20 protein-coding genes are annotated in these 20,904 nt (G+C 62.9%); 15 read left to right on the plus strand and 5 right to left on the minus strand.

What is annotated here, in order from left to right:
• Window positions 1–5 precede the first annotated feature (5 nt).
• Entirely contained in the window at window positions 6–1,721 is a 1,716-nt protein-coding gene (gene treZ / locus CZ338_RS08640) for a malto-oligosyltrehalose trehalohydrolase (protein ID WP_087117828.1), read from the minus strand.
• Between the two features lie 33 nt (window positions 1,722–1,754).
• On the opposite strand from treZ, the gene CZ338_RS08645 reads away from it, so the two are divergent.
• Genes CZ338_RS08645 through CZ338_RS08655 form a run of 3 tightly spaced genes read left to right on the plus strand, consistent with a single transcriptional unit; the run spans window position 1,755 to window position 3,041 of the window.
• The gene (locus CZ338_RS08645; protein WP_407919379.1) at window positions 1,755–2,396 is read left to right on the plus strand and encodes a YigZ family protein; all 642 of its coding nucleotides are present in this window, start codon (window positions 1,755–1,757) and stop codon (window positions 2,394–2,396) included.
• A gap of 10 nt (window positions 2,397–2,406) precedes the next feature.
• Window positions 2,407–2,643 carry a hypothetical protein gene (locus CZ338_RS08650; RefSeq protein WP_087117830.1) on the plus strand — a complete coding sequence of 79 codons (237 nt, stop codon included), beginning with the start codon at window positions 2,407–2,409 and terminating at the stop codon, window positions 2,641–2,643.
• Window positions 2,643–3,041 (plus strand): RNA-binding S4 domain-containing protein, encoded by a 399-nt coding sequence (locus CZ338_RS08655; RefSeq protein WP_087117831.1) that lies wholly within the window; start codon window positions 2,643–2,645, stop codon window positions 3,039–3,041. Before CZ338_RS08650 ends, CZ338_RS08655 begins: the two co-directional genes overlap by 1 nt.
• A gap of 28 nt (window positions 3,042–3,069) precedes the next feature.
• Here the strand turns inward: CZ338_RS08655 and treY are convergent, their stop codons facing one another.
• The 4 genes from treY to CZ338_RS08680 form a co-directional block, all read right to left on the minus strand.
• Window positions 3,070–5,565, minus strand: a complete 2,496-nt coding sequence (gene treY, locus CZ338_RS08660; protein WP_087117832.1) for a malto-oligosyltrehalose synthase — start codon at window positions 5,563–5,565, stop codon at window positions 3,070–3,072.
• 750 nt (window positions 5,566–6,315) lie between these two features.
• Complete coding sequence (locus CZ338_RS08670) at window positions 6,316–7,656, minus strand: exonuclease domain-containing protein (RefSeq protein ID WP_087117834.1); 1,341 nt, start codon at window positions 7,654–7,656, stop codon at window positions 6,316–6,318.
• The gene (gene glgX, locus CZ338_RS08675) at window positions 7,649–9,952 is read right to left on the minus strand and encodes a glycogen debranching protein GlgX (protein WP_087117835.1); all 2,304 of its coding nucleotides are present in this window, start codon (window positions 9,950–9,952) and stop codon (window positions 7,649–7,651) included. Before glgX ends, CZ338_RS08670 begins: the two co-directional genes overlap by 8 nt.
• A 39-nt stretch (window positions 9,953–9,991) precedes the next feature.
• Complete coding sequence (locus CZ338_RS08680) at window positions 9,992–10,531, minus strand: TetR/AcrR family transcriptional regulator (RefSeq protein ID WP_087117836.1); 540 nt, start codon at window positions 10,529–10,531, stop codon at window positions 9,992–9,994.
• Window positions 10,532–10,777: 246 nt separating this feature from the next.
• Here CZ338_RS08680 and CZ338_RS08685 point away from each other — a divergent pair, with 246 nt between their 5' ends.
• From CZ338_RS08685 to CZ338_RS08740, 12 genes are all read left to right on the plus strand, one after another.
• Window positions 10,778–11,503: a hypothetical protein gene (locus tag CZ338_RS08685; protein WP_087117837.1), complete on the plus strand. Its 726-nt coding sequence runs from the start codon at window positions 10,778–10,780 to the stop codon at window positions 11,501–11,503.
• On the plus strand, window positions 11,494–12,057 hold the full coding sequence (locus CZ338_RS08690) for a hypothetical protein (RefSeq protein WP_087117838.1): 564 nt from the start codon (window positions 11,494–11,496) through the stop codon (window positions 12,055–12,057). The genes CZ338_RS08685 and CZ338_RS08690 overlap by 10 nt, the downstream gene beginning before the upstream one ends.
• Entirely contained in the window at window positions 12,041–13,402 is a 1,362-nt protein-coding gene (hisD, locus tag CZ338_RS08695; protein WP_087117839.1) for a histidinol dehydrogenase, read from the plus strand. Before CZ338_RS08690 ends, hisD begins: the two co-directional genes overlap by 17 nt.
• Before the next feature lie 4 nt (window positions 13,403–13,406).
• Entirely contained in the window at window positions 13,407–14,522 is a 1,116-nt protein-coding gene (locus CZ338_RS08700) for a histidinol-phosphate transaminase (protein ID WP_087117840.1), read from the plus strand.
• On the plus strand, window positions 14,515–15,117 hold the full coding sequence (gene hisB / locus CZ338_RS08705; RefSeq protein WP_087117841.1) for an imidazoleglycerol-phosphate dehydratase HisB: 603 nt from the start codon (window positions 14,515–14,517) through the stop codon (window positions 15,115–15,117). The genes CZ338_RS08700 and hisB overlap by 8 nt, the downstream gene beginning before the upstream one ends.
• A 160-nt stretch (window positions 15,118–15,277) precedes the next feature.
• Entirely contained in the window at window positions 15,278–16,498 is a 1,221-nt protein-coding gene (locus CZ338_RS08710) for an MFS transporter (RefSeq protein ID WP_087117842.1), read from the plus strand.
• A 209-nt stretch (window positions 16,499–16,707) separates the two neighbouring features.
• The gene (gene hisH / locus CZ338_RS08715) at window positions 16,708–17,346 is read left to right on the plus strand and encodes an imidazole glycerol phosphate synthase subunit HisH (RefSeq protein ID WP_087117843.1); all 639 of its coding nucleotides are present in this window, start codon (window positions 16,708–16,710) and stop codon (window positions 17,344–17,346) included.
• 9 nt (window positions 17,347–17,355) lie between these two features.
• On the plus strand, window positions 17,356–18,102 hold the full coding sequence (gene priA, locus CZ338_RS08720) for a bifunctional 1-(5-phosphoribosyl)-5-((5-phosphoribosylamino)methylideneamino)imidazole-4-carboxamide isomerase/phosphoribosylanthranilate isomerase PriA (RefSeq protein WP_087117844.1): 747 nt from the start codon (window positions 17,356–17,358) through the stop codon (window positions 18,100–18,102).
• A 6-nt stretch (window positions 18,103–18,108) separates the two neighbouring features.
• Window positions 18,109–18,918 carry an inositol monophosphatase family protein gene (locus tag CZ338_RS08725; RefSeq protein WP_087117845.1) on the plus strand — a complete coding sequence of 270 codons (810 nt, stop codon included), beginning with the start codon at window positions 18,109–18,111 and terminating at the stop codon, window positions 18,916–18,918.
• A 7-nt stretch (window positions 18,919–18,925) separates the two neighbouring features.
• Window positions 18,926–19,702: an imidazole glycerol phosphate synthase subunit HisF gene (hisF, locus tag CZ338_RS08730; protein WP_087117846.1), complete on the plus strand. Its 777-nt coding sequence runs from the start codon at window positions 18,926–18,928 to the stop codon at window positions 19,700–19,702.
• Window positions 19,703–20,107, plus strand: coding sequence for a phosphoribosyl-AMP cyclohydrolase (hisI, locus tag CZ338_RS08735; RefSeq protein ID WP_087117847.1), 405 nt, complete (start codon window positions 19,703–19,705; stop codon window positions 20,105–20,107).
• Window positions 20,104–20,823: a TIGR02234 family membrane protein gene (locus tag CZ338_RS08740; RefSeq protein ID WP_235839515.1), complete on the plus strand. Its 720-nt coding sequence runs from the start codon at window positions 20,104–20,106 to the stop codon at window positions 20,821–20,823. Before hisI ends, CZ338_RS08740 begins: the two co-directional genes overlap by 4 nt.
• The last annotated feature ends 81 nt before the right edge of the window (window positions 20,824–20,904 follow it).

Below are 20,904 nucleotides of genomic sequence, written 5' to 3' on the forward strand. Positions count from 1 at the left end.
GTGAATCACTTTCTGATGATGGCGAATCCCCATGGCTCCAGCTGGGTCTCCGTCGGGGTGACGGTGGGGGAACTGAAGGAGTAAACGAGTTCGCCGCCGGCCGGCACCGTAGCGGGGCGGTCAGAGAAATTCGCGGCGAGGAAGACATCGTCGTACCCCATGGTCAACCATTCATCAGAGTGATCGACCTGCAACTCGCGCAGATCTTCGCGCGCCAGATCCAGATCCCGGCGCAAAGTGAGCAAGGTCTTGTACGTCTCCTGCATGGTCGCCGCATCAGAGCCGAAATCCCAGACCAGCTTCGCCGACTCGAACGTCGCGGGATCCGCAGGGTCGGGCACCTCATTGAAATCCCAGCCGTAGCGCGCGAACTCGTGGGCGCGACCCTCGCGCGTTAGCCTCATCAGCTCGTCGTCGGTGTGCGAGACGAAGAACGGGAAGGGCGTCTGGGCGAAGGATTCCTCGCCCATGAAGATCATGGGGGTGAACGGACTGAAGAAAATCACCGCGGCTTTCAAGGCGTGCTGCGCGAGTGTGAGGTTTTGCGACGGGCGGTCGCCTTGTGCACGGTTGCCCACCTGGTCATGGGTGGTGGTGTAGGTGATCAGTTTCCACGGCGGTATCGCGGCCAGGTCCAGCGCGCGGCCGTGGGTGCGGCCGCGGTAATTGGAATAGTCGTTCCGGAACCTGTACCCGTGGCGCAGCGTGTCCGCGAGAATCTCCACTGTCCCGAAATCTTCGTAGTATGCAGTGTTCTCGCCTGTGACAACCGTGTGGAGGGCATGGTGGACGTCGTCAAGCCATTGCGCGTCGAGACCGTACCCGCCGACCGAATAGTCGGCAATGATGCGCGGATCGTTCAGGTCGCTCTCCGCAATGATGATCGGGTTAGGCCCTAACTCTGCCTCCACCTCGTCGGCGAGCATGTTGATTTGCTCCATGATCGAATACGCCGCGCGGTCGTCGTAAGAATGCACCGCGTCGAGGCGCAGACCGTCGATGTGGAACTCCGTGAGCCAGCGGCGCACAGCGTCGAGCACGTAGGCCCGGACCTCGTCCGAGTTCGCGCCGGAGAAATTCACCACATCGCCCCAACCCGTGGTGCCCGCGGTGGTGTAGGGCCCGAACTGGCCGTTGTAGTTGCCGTCGGGGCCGAAGTGGTTGAACACCACATCCAGATACACCCCGACACCCTTGTGGTGAGCGGCATCGACGAGGCGCTTCAAACCTTCCGGGCCACCGTAGCTCTCCTGTACGGCGAACCAGTCGACGCCGTCGTATCCCCAGTTGCGCTCGCCGCCGAAGGGCTGGACGGGCATCAGCTCGATCGTGGTCACACCTAGGTCCACGAGATAGTCCAGCTTGTCCGCGACAGCATCGAACGTTCCCTCTTCCGTGAACGTCCCAACGTGGAGCTCGTAGATGACCTGGCCCTTGAGTTCGTAGTTGGTCCAGTGCTGGTCAGTCCACGCGAACTCCGGGTCCGTGACCTGAGACAGACCGTGTACCCCATCGGGTTGTCGGGTGGAACGAGGATCGGGGAGGGGAGGGGACCAGGACGCGCCGTCGAAAAGCGAAAAACCGTACTTCTGACCTGCGACCTTGTCCACGTCGCTAATCCACCATGCTCTACGCTCCTCGTCGCGCCGCATCTGGTGCTCGGTGTCGTCGACGACGACTTTCACGTCGTGCGCGTAAGGGGCCCATACCTCGAACTTCATGCCTCTAACCCTAAGTAAAATGGTCCGGCGATGGTGACAACGTATTCATTGCCAGCTGAAGGCGAGCCGACGGTCAACGAGATTGAAATCAAGCGCTCCCGATTCATCACATGGATCGCGCGCGCTGAAACCGAGCAGGAAGCGCGGGACGTCGTGGCGCGAGCCCGGCACGAATTCCCCGACGCACGGCACCATTGCTCGGCGTTCATCGTGCATGTCGACGGCGCGGTGCCGGTCGAGCGCTCCAGCGACGACGGGGAACCGGCGGGAACTGCCGGCAAGCCGATGCTCGACGCGCTGCGTGGGTCGGGGCTGGAATCGGCGGTGGCTGTGGTGACCCGTTATTTCGGCGGCATCAAGCTCGGCGCGGGCGGACTTGTGCACGCCTACTCCGAATCTGTCTCCCAGGCCTTGGAAGCGGTGCCTCGCGCTGAGAAGTCTCTGCGCGAATTGGTCGACGTCGACCTTCCGCACACCGATGCCGGGCGGATTGAAGCTGAGCTTCGAAGACACGGAGTCGATGTCGTCGACGTCTCCTACGATGCCCGTGCGCGCTACACTTTTGCGATCAACCCGGGCGGAAGGGAGGAATTCGACGCACTGCTCGCCGCGGTGACCCAAGGTTCCGCCGCGGCACGCGAGGCGGGCACGATGTGGGTGGAACGGCACCGCTAAACTTGAGGCCATGACTCTACAGCCCCGCCCGAACAACCCCATTGAAGCTCGTAAACAGGCTGTACGCCGTTACTCCCGCAACGGCGTGGCATGCGTCGGTGGAGGCATCCTCGGCGGCGTGGCGCTGGGCGTGCTCTTTTCTTCCTTCTGGTTCTGGATGTCCCTCGGCATGGTCGTTGCTGTGGCCGGCGGGTTGTACAACTACAGCAAGGTGCAAAAGATCATCAACCACCAAGACCGCTTCTAGTGGCGGGTTCGAACACGGGCGCTGAGCCGGGCGGTGGCCCCGTACGCATCGACGTGTGGGTGTGGGCTGTGCGCATGTACAAGACGCGCTCTGAGGCGGCGAACGCGGTTCGCGCCGGGCACGTCAAGCTCAATGGAGCGGCAGTGAAGCCGTCCACCCAGGTCGTCCCCGGCGACCGGGTCAAAGCCTGGAAAGACTACCGCGACTTGGAGTATGAAGTGGTGCAGACACTGCGCAAACGGGTTGGCGCTCCCATTGCCCGCCAGTGCTACATCGACCACTCGCCACCCCCTCCGCCGAAGGAGTACTTCTACTCCATGCCCAAGCGCGACCGCGGTGCCGGGCGACCGACCAAAAAAGAGCGCAGGGAGATTGACCGGCTGCAGGGGCGGAGATGACTTTCTAGTTCAAGTTGAACGGAGCTGCTTAAACCTCGACGTGATCGGCGACGAGCAGGGCAGTGGGCAAAACATCGAGAACCTCGCGTACCGCAACCGTTCCTTCGAACGTCTTTCCGGTGAGACGGTCGGTCCACCGGCCCTCTGGCAACGTCACGGTCGTCTCGCCCCACCCGCCGCGATCTTCCAAAAGCAGCGGCCGGCGGGTAGCTAGCGCGACCACATCTAGCCCGGAAACGCCACGCGCCATGCCGATGAGATGGCTGGCAGCATCGCCCACGGCGAAGACCGCCTGGTACTCGCCCGACAGAAACACGTCTGGGTGCTGGCGGCGCAGATACACACCCTCGTGCACCACGGCTTGCTTCGCGCGGTCTGCAATCTCCTCTAGGTGCGGGTAAAGACCCGGGTGGCCGTCAGCGGATGCAGTGTCCCGAGCTTGGATGAGTTCACCGTGGATCCGGCCGGACAGCGCTGATTCCTTGAATTGGTCGAGAGCCTGGGCACGGTTGACGTAGTCGACGAAACGGCGGTTGTCTGGGTCGACGAGGGAAAGATCCACGAACTCTTGGCCCTGGTAGGTGTCCGGGATACCTGGGCCGATGAGCTGCAGCATCTTGCGGCCGAGGGATACCTGCACAGCGCCACGGTGAATCTCCCGGACGAAGTCGTCGATCATGGGGGACGCGGGGCCTTCAATGAGCGCGTCAACCCAGTCCGTGACTGCTTTTTCAAAGTGCGTGTCATTGTCGAACCAGGATGTGTGCACACCCGCTTCACGGACCGCTTTGATTGCGTAGTCCTGGAGACGATCCCGGACTGCGTCGGTGGTGCCGCCGTCCACAGGCCACACACCGATGACGTTCTGGAGCAGAAAGTGCGCGGTCGCTTCATCGGGTGCGGGCACGAGCGCACTGACCTGCTGCGCCAATTCGACGAAGTCCTTGTGGCGCTCGGTGATCTCGATGATCCGGGCTCGAGTGTCCTCGCTGCGCTTTGTGTCGTGGGTGGTCAGCGTGGTCATCGCGTGCGGCCAGAGCATGGCGCGTTCCTGCTGGAGCAGATGGAATTCCGCGGCGGACACTCCGAAACGGCCCGGTGCGCCTCCGACCTCCTGGAGGGCGACGAGCCGGCACGCGCGGTAAAAGAGAGTGTCCTCCACGCCCTTCGCCATCACCGCACCGCAGACCTGGGCAAAGCGAGTCTTTGCTTCACCATTGGCGAGGAATGCTGCGGAAATCAGGTCGAGGGCAGCCCGGCGCGACGGGAAGCGCCGCACCATGTCGGCCACGATCGTCGAGGTCTGACGGGACAGCGAGATGTAGTCGGCGCGGTAGACCGGCATGGCGGCCACCAGGTCGATCACTGTGCGCTCCAAGTCCTCGTCGGAGACATCGGCGCCGGCGGTGGAGAAGTTATCGCGCCGGATTGCACGCGTCAGGCGGCGGATTTCCGCGGCGAGTTCGGATTGGGCCACGTCCCTTTTCAAAGTGTGTTCCGCAGCGGCGATTGCTGCCTCGTCCCAGGTGGATCCGGATTGCTGGAGGGATAGCATGCTCAACGAATCTTCAGCTTCGCGGGAGACGAAGATACCGTCGAGTTCCCTCAGTGCGTCGTAGCCGGTGGTTCCGTCGACGGCGAGGCGGGGGTCCAACGGTTCGGTGACACCGAGAATCTTCTCTGCGACCAACCAACGGTCTTCGCCGATCAAGTCGCGCAGACGGTTGAGGTACGTGAACGGGTCTGCGAGACCGTCCGGGTGGTCGACGCGCACTCCGTCGATAAGATCCTCCGCGATGAGTTGCCGCAGGGTCCTGTGTGTGTGCTCGAAGATGAGCGGATCCTCTTGGCGGATGCCGGCGAGACCGTTGACCGAGAAGAATCGGCGGTACGAGATCACCCCGTCACGCCAGAACATCAGCCGGTAGCTCTGGCGCTCGTACACCTCGCGCGGGTCGTCGTCGAGGCTTTCGAAGGAGCCCGGTGCAAGGGGAAAGTAGTTCTCGTAGTACGCGAGAACCGGCTCGTCGATCTCGTCGAGATGCGTGAGCGTGAATTTGTCTTCGTCTCCCGGTTCACCGAGGACAGGCAGACCGAGCTTTCCTCCGGCACCGTTGTCCTTGTGCCAGTCGATGTCGAAGTAGCTTTCAAACTCGGAATCCTGGCCGTTTTTGAGCACATCCCACCACCACTTATTCAGTTGCGGTGTTTCCACTCCCAAGTGGTTCGGCACTATGTCCAGAATGAGCCCCAGCCCAGCCTCGTGTGCCACGGTGGCGAGACGGCGCAACCCTTCTAGGCCGCCGAGCTCAGGGTTCACCACAGTCGGATCCGTGACGTCGTAGTTATGGTTCGACTCCGGGTAGGAGCTGAAAATAGGGGACAGGTACAAGTGGGAGATGCCCAGGGATTTCAGGTACGGCACGAGGTCGGCGGCATCGTCGAACCCGAAGCTTCTTCCCGCAGGGTCCGCTTTCGCTCCCCTCAGCTGAAGGCGGTAGGTCGAGGTGATGGGGCGGAACATGCGCGGGCACTCCTTTTCGTCGCCACTGGTACTCCCTCATACCCTAGTGAGGCGTAAGCGGGCTTTCACTGCGTCTGGCCGGGGTGGCTGACGGGAAAGCCCAAAGAATAAGTGAACACCGTCGCACGTGGGAACAACGCACACACGGTGTGCACGTCCGAGTCCAATACAAAGAGATCTCTGTGGTCGCGGGAGACGAACACCAAATCTTCTCGGGGCGATAGAACTGAGGAGAAATGGGCGTGGAGCATGGTGAACGTCCATGGATGCGCCAGCCACGCGGCAGGTGGGTGTACACCGCCTCTCACCTCGAGCCCACGGGGCGAAAAGTCTCCGAGAGCGAATGACGCATTCCTGACCGTGAACTCAATTCGACCCGCTTGAGTGCGGAGCAACGTGTCCGCCGCAGAGTCCCACGCCTGACGGGTGCTCAGCTCCATCTGGCCCAGATCGATGGGGGTGAGCAGTCGACCGTCGGGCGCTCTTAACAGCGCCACGTGGTCCCGCGAGAGGGAGATGTATGCCGGAGAGGTGGACGAACCCGGGCTGGCCCAGCCGTGTTTCTTCACCACTCGGGCACGGGGCGCGGGAACAGCGTGCAGGGCAGCGCTCGTGTCAGTGGCGGCGGAGATGGCGGGGCGGTGAGTAGCGCTTACAGGTACGGGCAGAGGGTTCAGGGCAATTCTCATGTCCTCTTAGACTGCACTTCAGGCCATCTGGTTCCCTCTTAGAGGCAGCCCGCCTCTGTTTTTAGAACGGAGGCTGCTCGCTCAACCCCAGCACATCCAGGAACTTGTCGGCCGGCCAGATCTCGATTTTCTGGCCTTTGTCCATCAATTCGCGGGCGCGTTTTTCTTTCGAAGTCATGTTGGCCCACTCACCGACGACGAGAATCGTCGTCTTCTTCGTCACGTTCTTGCCTACCTGCCCGCCGCGGGCAGCGATGCCGTTCCAGAGCTGACCCTTATCAAAAGGCTCGAACTCGCCCGTCAGCGTCACATGCTGTTCGTAGAGCGGTGAATCCGGATCCGCGTCAACGGCGGGCTCGGGGATGGTGTCCGGAGTAGCCACGGATTGCCACGGTGCGGGGCCACGCCCAGCGCCGGATTTGCCAGATACTCCGGAACCGCCGGATTGCTCTCCACTCGTCTCGGCTGGTTGACCCACCTGTAGCGCCGTCTGCGCGCCGGAGAGATCCTTGAGCACCGGAGTGACCCGGGAATCTCCGACAGATCCGAGCGCGAAGCCCGAGGCGTGCACAAAATCAGCCAGGGTGCCGGTGTGTTCGGCGCGACGCGCGAGACTGACCATCACTTCTGCGCACGCTTCAGCATCCGCACCCGCGTCGTGGTGGTTTTCCAACGCGACACCGAAGTACCGCGCGACAGTGGGGAGGCGGTGGTTGGCCACGTCGAGGTTAGAGGCACGGGACTGGGCAAGGGTGCACCCGAACGTGATTTTCGGTATGTCACGCCCCGAAGCCAATGCCGCGTAACGCAGGGCAGAGGCATCGAAATACGCGTTGTGCGCGACAATGGGCAGGTCGCCCACGAAATCGGAGAACCACTCGAAGAGCTCACCGACGGCCGGTTGGTCGGCGACCGCCTCAGCTGTGATGCCGTGGCAATCGATGTTGAACGGGTCGAATTCATCGATCCCTGCCGGGGGGCGGCACAGCCACGACGCGCGTTCGGTGATCTCCCCGTCAACAACACGCACGAGGCCCATCTGGCAGATCGAACCCCAATTCTGGTTCGCTGTCTCCACGTCGAAAGCGACGAAGCTGAAACCGGGGATACTGTCGGTGCTGATTTTCTTGCCCGACCGTGCAGCCTCCACGATGGAGCGCAGCTGCTCCGGGCCTTTATCGTCCCCCGGCGCAAAACGGATCACGGTCTCGTTCTCACCGGCAGAGACGATCACGCACGCAGCATCCCACGCATCGCCGGGGCGCACGCTTATCGACGCCACTTCGGCCAGCGCCAGAACCGCAGGCTCCGAGCTACCGGTCAACGCGGCTTCGAGGGGATCCGGGTGGATCTCGAGGGCGGTGTCTGTGACCAGGATTGTCGATCCGTGAGCATTAATCATCTGTGGAGCGTGCCTCCGCATCCCCGCCGGTTTGCTGGGCCTCGTCCTTACCAGGGGCCGTCAACGATTCGATCGTTGCTTTGGTGCTGCCTGATTGCTCGCTGCGTTCCGGGTTCTCGGTCTCTGCGTCGTCGAAGATTGGCGGTTCAATTTGCCGCAGGACGATCGTCGAGCGTGCGGCGACATTCTTTGTTCCTCCTGCTTCGATCTCATCCGTCTCAGCTGGGTAACCAAGAGGCTCAGTGGTGTCGATGAGGACTTCCCATTTTGCACCGAGGCTCTTCGGGGGCAGGGTGAATTCGATGTCTTCGTGGTAGGCGTTGAACAGCAGCAAGAAGGAGTCGTCGGTAACCTGCTGGCCACGTGCGTCAGGTTCCGCGATCTGGTTGCCGTTCACGTATGCCTGAAGAGCTTTGCCGAAGGCGAAGTCCCAGTCGTCCTGAGTCATCATTTTGCCGTCGGGCGTGAGCCACGCTACGTCCCGGTCCTGCGCGTCCGTGCCCAAGGGGCCGCCGGCCAAGAAGCGGCGCCGACGGAAGACTGGGTGCTCCTTGCGGATAGCTATGAGGCGTTTGGTGAAGTCGTGCAGGCCATCGCCCACTTCAAGGCGGTCCCAGTTCATCCAGGAAGTCTCGTTGTCCTGGCAGTACACGTTGTTGTTTCCGCCCTGGGTTCGTGCGAATTCGTCGCCGTGGGCGATCATCGGGGTACCCAGGGACAGCAACAGTGTGGTCAGGAAGTTACGGCGCTGCTGCGCGCGCATCGTGAGTACCTCGGGGTCATCGGTCGGACCCTCCACACCGCAGTTCCAGGAGCGGTTGTGGCTTTCACCGTCGCGGCCGTCTTCCTGGTTCGCCTCGTTGTGCTTCTCGTTGTAGCTGACCAAGTCATTGAGCGTAAAGCCGTCGTGGGCCGTGATGAAGTTGATCGAGGCGGTCGGGCGTCGGCCGTTGTGGTTGTACAGGTCGGATGAGCCAGTCAGGCGGGAAGCGAATTCGCCGAGTGTGGACGGCTCACCGCGCCAGAAATCGCGCACCGTGTCGCGGTACTTACCGTTCCACTCGCTCCACAGCGGCGGGAAATTACCCACCTGGTAGCCGTTCTCGCCGACGTCCCACGGCTCAGCGATGAGCTTGACCTGTGAGACGACAGGATCTTGCTGCACGAGGTCGAAGAACGTGGCTAGCCGGTCCACGTCGGAGAATTCGCGGGCCAGGGTGGAGGCCAAGTCGAAACGGAAACCGTCGACGTGCATCTCGGAGACCCAGTAGCGAAGGGAATCCATGATCAACTGCAGGGAGTGGGGGTCGCGGACGTTGAGCGAGTTACCCGTTCCGGTGTAGTCCATGTAGTGGAACCGGTCGCCGTCGACAAGCCTGTAGTAGGCCTCGTTGTCGATCCCCCGGAAGGCGATAGTGGGGCCCAGGTGGTTGCCCTCGGCCGTGTGGTTGTAGACGACGTCGAGGATGACCTCCATGCCCGCCTCGTGGTAGGCGCGAACCATGCCCTTGAACTCGGAGACAGCATCACCGGGCTTCTTGCTGGCGGCGTAATCCTGGTGCGGGGCGAAGAACCCGAAGGTGTTGTAGCCCCAGTAGTTGCGCAGGCCGAGGTCGCGCAGACGGTCGTCTTGGAGGAACTGGTGGACCGGCATGAGCTCCACCGAGGTCACACCGAGGTCCTGCAGGTAGGAAATGACGCTGGGGTGCGCCAAGCCGGCATACGTGCCGCGCAGTTCATCGGGGACATCGGGGTGCAGCTGGGTCATGCCTTTGACGTGCATCTCGTAGATGATCGTGTCATTGTCCGGGATGCGCGGGGAACGGTCGTCTCCCCAGTCGAAGAACGGGTTGATCACCACGGACTTCATGGTGTGGCCGAGCGAGTCTTCCTCGTTACGGCCGGTTCCCGCAGGCTCGGCGTGAATATCGTATGAGAAAAGTGACGAGTCCCCGTCGAATTCACCGTCGAACGCCCGCGCGTACGGGTCAACCAGCAGCTTCGAAGGGTCGCACCGCTTGCCGTTCTCCGGATCCCACGGCCCGTGCACGCGGTAGCCGTAGCGCTGGCCCGGCAACACTCCCGGCAGGTAGGCGTGCCAGACGTGGTTATCCACTTCCTCGAGGTTGACGCGGACCTCGTTGTCTTCGCGATCGATGAGGCAGAGCTCCACCTTCTCGGCGACATTGGAAAAGATCGCGAAATTGGTGCCGGCACCGTCATACGTGGATCCCAGGGGGTATGCGGATCCAGGCCACACCTGGATGTTCTGCTCGTTCGCGCTCGGTTTTGTCATGAGACCCGATGGTAATAGATAACGCACTCCGCGATGCCGCTAGTGGGTCTTCGCGTCGAGCCCTGCGAGAAGCAGGTCAATTGCTTGTCCGAGTTCGCTCTCCGAGCCGTACTTCACATTGCCGCTGCCATCGGTCAACTCCTTCAATTGGGTTCCCGCTTGGTGCAAGTTCGCGGCCCCCAGAGTCAGATAGAGCAATCCTGCGGCCGCGGCTTCGGCGGTGTCAGCGGAGTCGGGAAAGCTGGACCGGATACCGGACATCAACGCGGGAAAGACAGGGGAGTCGGGCTGGGCTGCCGCGGCGGAGACCACATCGGCTCCGTCGGTGTGCGACAGGAGGGCCTCGCGCAGCGCGGCGCAAAACGCCTTTGGGTCTTCGTGCGTTTCTGCCAATACCGGCGAGACGATCTCATCCGCCATCGCCGCTATGAGCGCCTGTTTGCTGTCGATGTGCCAGTACAGCGCTCCCGGGGCCACGTCGAGAGAGGCAGCGACGCGCCGCATGGACACATCCGCGAGCCCGTAGGCATCCAGAATCTCCACGGCGGCTCGTGCGATCACCGGACGGGACAGCTGCATGGTGTATCAGCGTACATGCAGATCGACGGCTATCCTCACAGCGTCTTCACTGCATCTTCACTGTCCCGCGGTTGAAAAGGCTGATGTGCCCGTTGTTATGATCTGATGTGCACTGAAAGCAACACAAAGCAATTTGCGTTATCAATGATGCTCCCATGTCACGTGGCGAGGGAGCTGGGCTTCGCCCAGCCCTGTAGCGGTTTTAGAGGGCTTTCGATAGCGGATCAGTTTGAGGAGACTTCTGTTATGACGTTGACCATCACTCCGAAAAAGACGGTCGCGGCCGCTCTACTCGTTGCTCCGTTAGCTCTTTCGGCTTGCGGTTCGGACGAGGAAGTCGTGTCGGGGATGGCCACGGAGACCAATGTGGTCACTGTCGCACCGGATGCAGGCAAGCCTGAGGACGAGAAGAAGGACGAAGACAAGGACAAAGCGAAGGATCCGGAGAAGAAGGACGAGGCGAAGCCGGAGGATCAGCCGAATCCGGATGACCCGCAAGCTCAGGGTGCGCCGAACGAGGGTGCTGCCGGCGTGGTCAACCCGTTCGAGGACGGCACACTGCCCAGTGTCGAGGTGAAGCCCGTGGAAGGCGGCCAGGCAGGTACGGACGCTGACGTGCAGAAGATGACCGAGACGATGAACCGGATCTACAACCCGAAGGATCTGGTGTCGTGGTCGCGCGTGATCATGGACAACTCGTGCAAGAAGGTCGTCGACCAGACCAACCAGGAGCTCGCTAGCCGCGGCACGTCCCTGGAGCAGACGGAACGTGAGATGCAGCAGGCGCTCGACGCGGCGCGCGCAGCGGGACGTCCCGCACCGGCCGTGCCGAAGACTAACGCGCAGCTTAGCGACGTCCGCGTGAACGGCAACACCGCATCCGCCACCGTGACCGTCAACACCGGCGGTCAGACCGAGTCTGGTGTCCAGCGCTTCGAGCGTGAGGGCGACCAGTGGAAGGTGTGCAACTAAAGGCTTCCCCGCGTTCTTCCCAGCCTCTTGGCTGGGGCGCGGGGATTCTTGCGCTCTCAGTCGGTCTCGCTGTGGTCGCCGGCGCTCTCTGGGGGTTGACCCGTCCCGGATATATCGCCTCATTCGATGAAGGCAATGCGCGCATAGACCCGTTAGCTAGCCCCGATAATGTCGAGTTCATCTCGTTCGCTGGCTTCGCCGTGCTCACTGCTTGCATTGGTGTGGTCGTGGGCGTGACTGCATTCGGGTCGGCGCAGCGGCGCGCGAGCGTGGGACGAATGCTGTTCGCAGTCGCTGTCGCCGCCTTTGCCAGTTGGACGTTCTATATTCTCGGCACAACGTCGGCGGAGTGGCGTCATGGGGTTCCGGACCCTCACGACCTGTCGCAAGGTGACAGGTTCACCTTGGTGCCGCTGCTGCGCCCTGGCCCCGCATGGCTAGCGGGGCCGTTCACGGCAGCGTTGACGTACTGGCTCGGGCTTGTTTCATCGGTGGGATGTGACCCGGCACCGGGCGACGCCGAATATGATGAGCGCCATGCTGAATCTGATTGATCTCCGAGGCCGTACTCCCTCGACATCCGAGCTTCGCCGCGCACTGCCCCGCGGGGGCATGGATGTCGCGTCGGTGGTTCCCACTGTCACTCCGATCATCCAGGACGTGAAAAACGGCGGGGCTGCCGCGGCACTCGATTACGGAGAGAAATTCGATTCGGTTCGCCCCGAGTCCGTCCGTGTCCCCGACGAGGTGATCGAGCAGTGCGTCGAGGAACTCGATGCGGACCTGCGGTCAGCACTGGAAGAAGCGATTGCTCGCATCCGTGCGGTCCACGCCGATCAGAAACCATCGGAGCACACGACGGAGCTCGCGTCCGGTGCCCGGGTCACAGAGGTCTTCCTGCCCGTCGAACGCGTCGGCCTATACGTTCCGGGTGGTAAGGCGGTGTACCCGTCGTCGGTGCTCATGAACGCTATCCCGGCTCAAGAGGCAGGTGCCGGTGCCCTCGTTGTGTGCAGTCCGCCGCAGGCTGAGCACGGCGGATGGCCGCACCCGACGATCCTGGCGGCTTGCGCCATGCTGGGGGTCGACGAAGTATGGGCGGTCGGCGGCGCGCAAGCTGTCGCCCTCATGGCCTACGGCGATGATTCCGGGGACGCTGGCGAACTCTTGGAGCCCGTGGACATGGTCACCGGCCCGGGCAACGTCTTTGTGGCTGCCGCGAAACGTGTGGTCAACGGCATCGTGGGCATTGACGCGGAAGCAGGACCGTCCGAGATCGCGGTCCTCGCGGACGATTCAGCCGATCCCACCTTGGTCGCCGTCGACCTCATCTCTCAGGCCGAGCACGATGAGAACGCTGCTTCGGTCTTGATCACGGATTCGCCGGAGCTGGCTGAGGCAGTGGACAAAGAGATCGGCACACGTGCCGCCACGACCCTCAACGCCGATCGCGCGGCGACCGCACTCGGCGGGCAGCAGTCGGGCATCGTCTTGGTGGACGACCTCGAAGCCGGGATCGCGGTGGCTGACGCCTACGCCGCTGAGCACTTGGAGATCCACACGCGCAACGCCGCCGATGTCGCACGGCGGATCACTCACGCCGGCGCGATCTTCGTGGGGCCGTTCTCGCCGGTGCCCCTGGGGGATTACATCGCAGGATCCAACCACGTGCTCCCCACGTCCGGTACCGCGAGGTTCACGCCGGGGCTATCCACGCACACCTTCCTGCGCCCTGTGAACATCATCGAATACGACGAGAACGCACTTGCCGAGGTGGGCCCGCACATCATCACTCTCGCCACCGATGAGCAGCTTCCCGCCCACGGGGAGGCGATCAAGGCCCGCACGGAACGCGCGGATGGGGCAGCAGCACACGAAGAAATAGGAGAGGAGAACTAGCCGCATGACAGAGACCAACGAGCACAACCGCACCACGCTCGCCGATCTGCCTTTGCGTGAGGAGCTGCGCGGGCAATCCCCGTACGGTGCACCGCAGCTGACCGTGCCGGTGGCGCTGAACACCAACGAGAACCCGTACCCGCCGTCCCAAGAACTTATCGCCGACCTCGTGCAGGAGATCCAGGAGGCGGCGCACGGTCTGAACCGCTACCCGGAGCGCGACGCAGTGGAGCTGCGTGATGATCTCGCCGCGTACGTGACGAAGCAGACGGGCGTCACCGTAACCCGCGATCAGGTGTGGGCCGCGAACGGTTCCAACGAGGTGCTGCAGCAGCTGCTCCAGGCTTTCGGCGGCCCCGGCCGTTCGGCGATGGGCTTCGTGCCCAGCTACTCCATGCACCCGATCTTGTCCGCCGGGACGCAGACTGAGTTCATCGGCATCCCGCGCGGGGAAGACTTCAGGATCGACATTGACCTCGCTGTCCGGGAAATCAACGAGAAGAAGCCCGATGTCGTGTTCATCACTACCCCGAACAACCCCACGGGCGATGTGACGGATTTGGTCGATATCGAGCGGATTCTCGATGTCGCGCCAGGCATCGTGATCGTGGATGAGGCCTACGCGGAATTCTCCCCGTCGCCGTCTGCCGTGACGCTGCTGGAGAAGTACCCGGCCAAGCTTGTGGTCTCCCGCACCATGTCCAAGGCTTTCGATTTCGCGGGCGGCCGTCTCGGCTATTTCGTTGCCGAGCAGGCTTTCATCGAGGCAGTCATGCTCGTCCGCCTGCCGTACCACCTTTCCATCTTGTCCCAGGCGGCGGCTCGGGTGGCGCTGCGGCATGCGGGGGAGACGCTGGGGGACGTCGATAAGCTCGCGTCAGAGCGTGAGCGCGTTCAAGCTGCGCTGCTGGAGCTGGGGTACAAGGTGGTGCCCAGCGAGTCGAACTTCCTCTTCTTCGGCGACTTCGACGATGCCGCGGCCGTGTGGCAGAAATTCCTCGACCGCGGAGTGCTCATCCGCGATGTGGGCGTGCCCGGGCACCTGCGTGTGACCATTGGGTTGGACGAAGAAAACGACGCGTTCTTGGCCGCAGCAAAGGAGATTAGAAGCAATGACTGACCGGATCGGCACAGCGACCCGCACGACGAGCGAGTCCGACATCTCAGTGGAGATCAACCTCGACGGAACAGGAAAAGTCGAGGTGGACACGGGGCTGCCGTTTTTTGACCACATGCTCACGGCATTCGGCACCCACGGCAGCTTCGACCTGAAGATCAAGGCGCAGGGCGACACACACATCGACGCACACCACACCGTCGAGGACACCGCGATCACGCTCGGCTGGGCACTCATCGACGCGGTAGGCGACAAGAAGGGCATCCGCCGTTTCGGCTCCATGGCGTTGCCCATGGACGAGACGCTCGTGGATGCCGTCGTGGATATTTCCAACCGCCCGTACTTTGTCATGAACGGGGAGCCGGAGAACATGGAATGGCAGATCATCGGTGGCCATTACGCCACCGTGATCAACCGTCACTTCTTCGAGACATTGGCGTACAACGCGCGCATCACACTCCACGTCAACGTCCAGTACGGCCGCGACCCGCACCACATCACGGAGGCCGAGTACAAGGCCGTGGCGCGCGCACTGCGTCAGGCGTACGAGCGCGATCCGCGCGTCACGGGCGTACCCTCTACGAAGGGCGCGCTCTAAAAGCACGCTTATCGACGTCAGCGTTGAGCGGTCTTCCCGCCCAACGCTGAATTTTCGGGCTGACTCAAACTGCATGGCGCATGCAGCTGAGTAAGCCTGATTTTTCTGTTTGAACGATTATTCAACCTGTAGTCGATCTGAGTCGTGGGAGGTTTTCATCGTGGGTTCCCCGCGCGGGGCTGGTCAGGCAGACAAGGGCTCGGTTTGGACAGCCCCTGGATTTGTTCCGACACTGGTGGCGGTCGCTGCCGCATTCGGCTCGTGGGCGTTATTGCTGCCGGTCGTTCCGGTGGCGGTCCTGGATGCGGGCGGCTCACACGCGCTGGCGGGCGCATCCACTGGCGTGTTCATGGTGGCGACCGTGCTCACGCAGGTGTTCATGCCGCGTCTGCTGCGCAAATTCAGTTACCGCTCGGCGATCGCGTTCTCTGCCGTTCTCCTCGGTGTGCCGGCGCTGGCCTTCATCTGGAACATGGACCCGTCGGTCGTGCTGGCGGTCAGCGTTTTGCGCGGCATCGGTTTCGGCGCGATGACCGTATCCGAGGCAGCTATCATCGCCGAGCTCGTGCCCCGCTCACTGCTAGGTAAGGCGTCAGGTGTGTTCGGTGCATCCAGCGGTTCCGCGCAGATGATTGCCTTGCCGTTGGGCTTGTTCCTCAGCGAGCGCATCGGATACGGGCCAGTCTGGGTTCTCGCCTTGGCCATCGCCGCCGTCGGTGGTGTGGCATGCGCCGGCATCCCGCCGATCAAGGGTGCCCAGCCTGACCCGGTTGCCAACGGTGCAGTGTCCGCGCCGACGTGGAAGCTCGTGCTGGTGCCCACGATGGCGTTGGCCATTGCGGCTATCGCGTACAGCTTGATCGCCAACTTCCTGCCGGCCGCGGCACGTGACACAGGAATTACCTCCGGCACTGCGCTGGGCGGCCTGATTCTGGCCGTGGTCAACCTCGCCGTCATGGGTGCACGCATCTTCACCGGCGTGGTCGCGGATCGCCGCGGCGAGCCCGGCACGCTCATGATCCCGTTCCAGATCGCCGCCGCGGTGGGCATGTTCGGCTTCGCCGCCTGCCTCGCTGCAAGCGCGCACCCGGTCTGGCTGGTCGTCTCCGCCGTCTGCTTCGGTGCCGGCTTCGGCGCGGTGCAAAACGAGTCTCTGCTGAGCATGTTCTACCGCCTGCCCCAGTCCAAGGTTAGCCACGCGTCCGCGGTGTGGAATGTGGGCTTTGACGGCGGCCAGGGCATCGGCTCGTTCCTGTTCGGCGGTATCATCGCCGGACTCGGTGCGGCGTGGGCGTTCGCCGTCTCCGGCATGCTCGTCGTCGCGGGAATCGTGATGACGACGGCCGACTGGATCGTCGGCAAACGCCGCCTCGGGCGGTAGTCCGGCCGCCCCTACAACGCGAACGGTAACAATCGAACGGTAACCCCGGTCTTTTATGACCGGCGTGAACGACGTAAAGGCCGCGGCGGGATCATTGTTACCGAACGATTGTTTCCGTTCGCCAAATCTGGGCGATGAAGGGGACAGAGGGGCGCTATGGGGTGGCGCTGTGGGGTGGCACCCTGCCCGGCGGGTTACACTTCCCAGCTATGAGCAACGTGGTGGCCTTTCTAGATTACGGTGCAGGCAATCTCCGTTCGGCGCAGCGCGCGCTGGAGCATGTCGGGGCGGATGTGGTGGTGACCCGGGATCCGATGATCGCGGTGGAAGCCGACGGTCTGGTCGTGCCGGGGGTCGGCGCGTTCGACGCGTGCATGCGGGGGTTGCGGGAGGTCGCGGGGCCGCGGCTGATCGGCCAGCGTCTGGCAGGGGACCGTCCGGTGCTGGGGATCTGCGTGGGGCTGCAGGTGATGTTCGACAAGGGAGTCGAGCACGGAATTGAGGCGCAGGGGTGCGGGGAGTGGCCGGGGGTCGTCGATAAGCTGGATGCCCCCGTGTTGCCGCATATGGGCTGGAACACCGTCGACGTTGCGGATGGTTCGGAAATGTTCGCCGGATTAGACGCGGATACGCGGTTCTACTTCGTGCACTCTTACGGCGTGCAGAAGTGGGAGATGCAGGAGGACGAGTTCATCGCGGCCCCGAAGGTCTCCTGGTCCGCGCACGGCAATTCGCGCTTTGTCGCGGCTGTGGAGAATGGGCCGCTGTGGGCCACCCAGTTCCACCCGGAGAAATCCGGCGAGGCCGGGTTGGCGCTGTTGCGGAATTGGGTCGGCCATCTGAATTAGACTGCGGATATGAGTTTCACTGTTCTGCCCGCAGTAGACGTTGTCGACAGTCAGGCCGTGCGCCTCGACCAGGGGGAGGCCGGCACCGAGAAGAACTACGGTGCTCCTTTGGAGGCGGCGCTGCAGTGGCAGCGCGAAGGGGCTGATTGGCTGCATTTCGTCGACTTGGATGCGGCGTTCGGGCGCGGCTCCAACCACGAACTGATGGCGGAAATCACCCGCGAACTGTCCATCAACGTGGAGCTGACCGGAGGCATCCGCGACGACGCGACGTTGGAACGCGCCCTGGCAACCGGGGCGAAGCGCGTGAACATCGGCACCGCAGCCCTGGAGAACCCGGAGTGGGCGGCGGCGGCAATCGGCAAGCACGGTGAAGCCATTGCGGTGGACATCGCGGTGCGAAATGAAGACGGTCAGTGGCGCACGAAAGGTCGCGGCTGGACCTCCGACGGAGGTGACCTGTGGGAGGTCCTGGAGTTTTTCGACGCTGCCGGGTGTTCCCGTTTCGTGGTCACCGATGTGAGCAAAGACGGCACGCTTGCTGGGCCTAACGTGGAATTGCTGCGAGAGGTATCTGCCGCCACGGACGCAGCGGTGACAGCATCTGGCGGGGTGTCCTCCCTGGCAGACATCGCGGAGATCGCGCGTTACGCCGACGAAGGAATCGACAGCGTTATCGTGGGCAAAGCACTCTACGAAAAGCGTTTCGCGCTGCGCGAGGCGTTAGAGACCGCGGCGGCACCGAGGGGCGAGTGAGTTCTCGTGCAGCCAGACGAGTTGAACAGGTACCTCGCGGTCGCGGAAGAAGCCACAGACATCGCGCGTCGGCAGTTCGTTGAGGGCATCGGTGCAGCCCCCGCGCTGTACAAGGGGTGCAACGACTTCGCTACAGAGGTGGACCTGCAGATCGAGACCACCCTGCGCGAGCACCTCACCGGATCCACAGGCATTCCGGTTCTCGGGGAAGAAGAAGGTGGGCAGGAGCGTGACCGTGCCCTCTGGGTCGTCGACCCGATCGACGGCACCGCCAACTTCTCCTCCGGGAACCCGAACTGCGCTGTTCTAATCTCGCTCGTGGTAGACAGACAGCCGGTCGCATCAGTGACCGACGTGCCCATGCTCAACATGCGTCTGACCGGTGTCGAGGGTTCGCCTGTGACGCTGAACGGCGCTGAGCTGCCGCGTATCAGCGACGTGACCCCGGCGAGCAACCAGGTGGGAGTGGGCGCTGTGGGCACCGACGACAGCAGCCGCGTTCCGCCCGACAGCCGTCTTCGCTTGATCAAAGCCCTCGAGTACTCCAACATGCGCCCTCGGATTAGCGGTTCGGTGGGGCTTGACTTGGCGTTTGTCGCCCAGGGCATCTACGAGGCAGCAGTGAGTTTCTCCCCGTTCCCGTGGGACAACGCTTCCGGTGTCTTGTTGGCTCGCTGCGCCGGTGCCGTAGTCACTGACGTGGATGGCGAACCGTGGTCCATGGGCTCCCTTGGCGTGATCGCCGGGTCCCCGGAGGTCCATGAATCGGTGCTGCGTACCATGAAGTCGATTCAGCGCGATGCCGGAAGGAAGTGATGGTGAAGTGACCGTAGCAACACGGGTCATTCCCTGCCTTGACGTGGATAACGGCAGGGTGGTCAAGGGCGTCAATTTCGAGAATCTTCGCGATGCCGGCGACCCAGTTGAGCTGGCCAAACTCTACGGCGAGCGGGGTGCCGACGAACTGACATTCCTCGACGTGACAGCATCGAAGCAGGACCGGGGAACAATGCTCGAGGTGGTCCGCCGTACGGCAGATCAGGTCTTCATTCCCCTCACAGTGGGTGGCGGTGTACGCTCGGAGGAAGATGTTCGGGAACTGTTGCGAGCTGGCGCCGATAAGGTTTCCGTGAACACGGCAGCGATCGCGCGCCCTGAGCTCCTGCGCGAGCTCTCCCAGATCTTCGGTGCCCAATGCATCGTGCTCTCCGTCGACGCGCGGCGTGTACCCGCAGGAGGCACCCCGCAGCCGTCCGGTTTCGAGGTGACAACTCACGGCGGAACCCGGTCAGCTGAACTGGACGCGGTCGAGTGGGCTGTCACCGGAGAAAAGCTCGGTGTGGGCGAGATCCTGCTCAATTCGATGGACGGTGACGGGACGAAGGAGGGCTTCGACATCGAGCTGATCAAGCGCGTGCGCGAAGCAGTATCCATCCCTGTGATCGCATCCGGTGGTGCAGGTAAAGCGGAGCACTTCCCGCCAGCTGTGGAAGCAGGTGCAGACGCTGTGCTCGCGGCATCCATTTTCCACTTCCGTGAGGTGGAAATCAGCGAGGTCAAGCAGGCGCTCGCCGACGCAGGTTGCGAGGTGCGGCTCTAAATGCCACACCAGATTCAAGAACACCAGTGGGACCTACGTCCCGAGGACGCTGAACTTTCCTCCGACGTTGCAGCACGCGTCCGGTTCAACGATGCAGGTCTTGTGCCCGCCATCGTCCAGGCAGCAGATACCGGCGATGTCCTCATGATGGCGTGGATGGATCACCGCGCGCTGGCCTACACTCTGGCCACCCGCCGGGGTACGTACTATTCGCGGTCGCGTCAGGAGTACTGGATCAAGGGTCTCACGAGTGGGAACACCCAACATGTCACCGAAGTTCGCCTCGATTGCGACGGTGACACGGTGTTGATGAAGGTGGAGCAGTGCGGCGGTGCGTGCCACACCGGCGACCGCACCTGTTTTGACAGCGACGTGCTTCTTGCCCCGGGCGAGGGGGAGAAGTGAGCGTGTCGCACGAGCCCAGCGCGGACCTCTCCGGCGGCGCGGAGTCTTCGAAGCGTCTTGCCCGCGTGGGCGCGGTGCTCATGGGGGCCGGTGCGCTGGTGCTGTGGCTCGCGTCGCGGGCGACATGGATGACGGTTGAGTATACGGACGACCGGACGGGCAGCGGGGCAGTGGATGTCAACGGTGCCACGTGGTCGACGGAGGTCACCGCGGTGGTCCTGCTACTGCTCGCTGCCACCGTTGCGGGTCTTGCCCTGCGTCGCTGGGGCCGACGCATCGTCGGTGCCGTCGGTTCCGTCGCCGCTCTGGCGGTAGTCGTCCCGCCTGTCAGCCTCCTCGCTGGAACGCCAGATCCGGAGCGAGCTAAAGCGCTTCTGACTTTGGGCGGTGAGGAGACAACGATTGGCAGCACTACCGGTCAAGCTGCCATTCCGGAGTGGGCCAGTATCTCGACGATCGATGTGTCCGCCCTTGGACCTGTGGCAGGTGTGATCGGCGCACTTCTCGCGTGTACCGGAGGTCTGCTTCTCGCTTTCCGTCCGGGTGGAGATGCGGCCACCGTGAACAAGTACGAGAAGACCTCCCAACGCCGAGAGAAGATCGAGCAGGATCTGGAGGCTGAGCCAGATTCAGGTCGTGTGCTGTGGGATGCCATCGACGCGGATTTGGATCCGACGGATCCCCGGACGAATCCTGCTTCTCGGCGCGAACGGTGATCTGGGTGGGGTCCGGCCCTCGCCATCCGTGTCTTTCTCTCCCCCGAAAACCGCATGATTTCGTGGTCTGCGTGTAACCCG

Source organism: Corynebacterium urinipleomorphum, from assembly GCF_900155535.1.
In the GTDB taxonomy this organism is placed as follows: Bacteria; Actinomycetota; Actinomycetes; order Mycobacteriales; family Mycobacteriaceae; genus Corynebacterium; species Corynebacterium urinipleomorphum.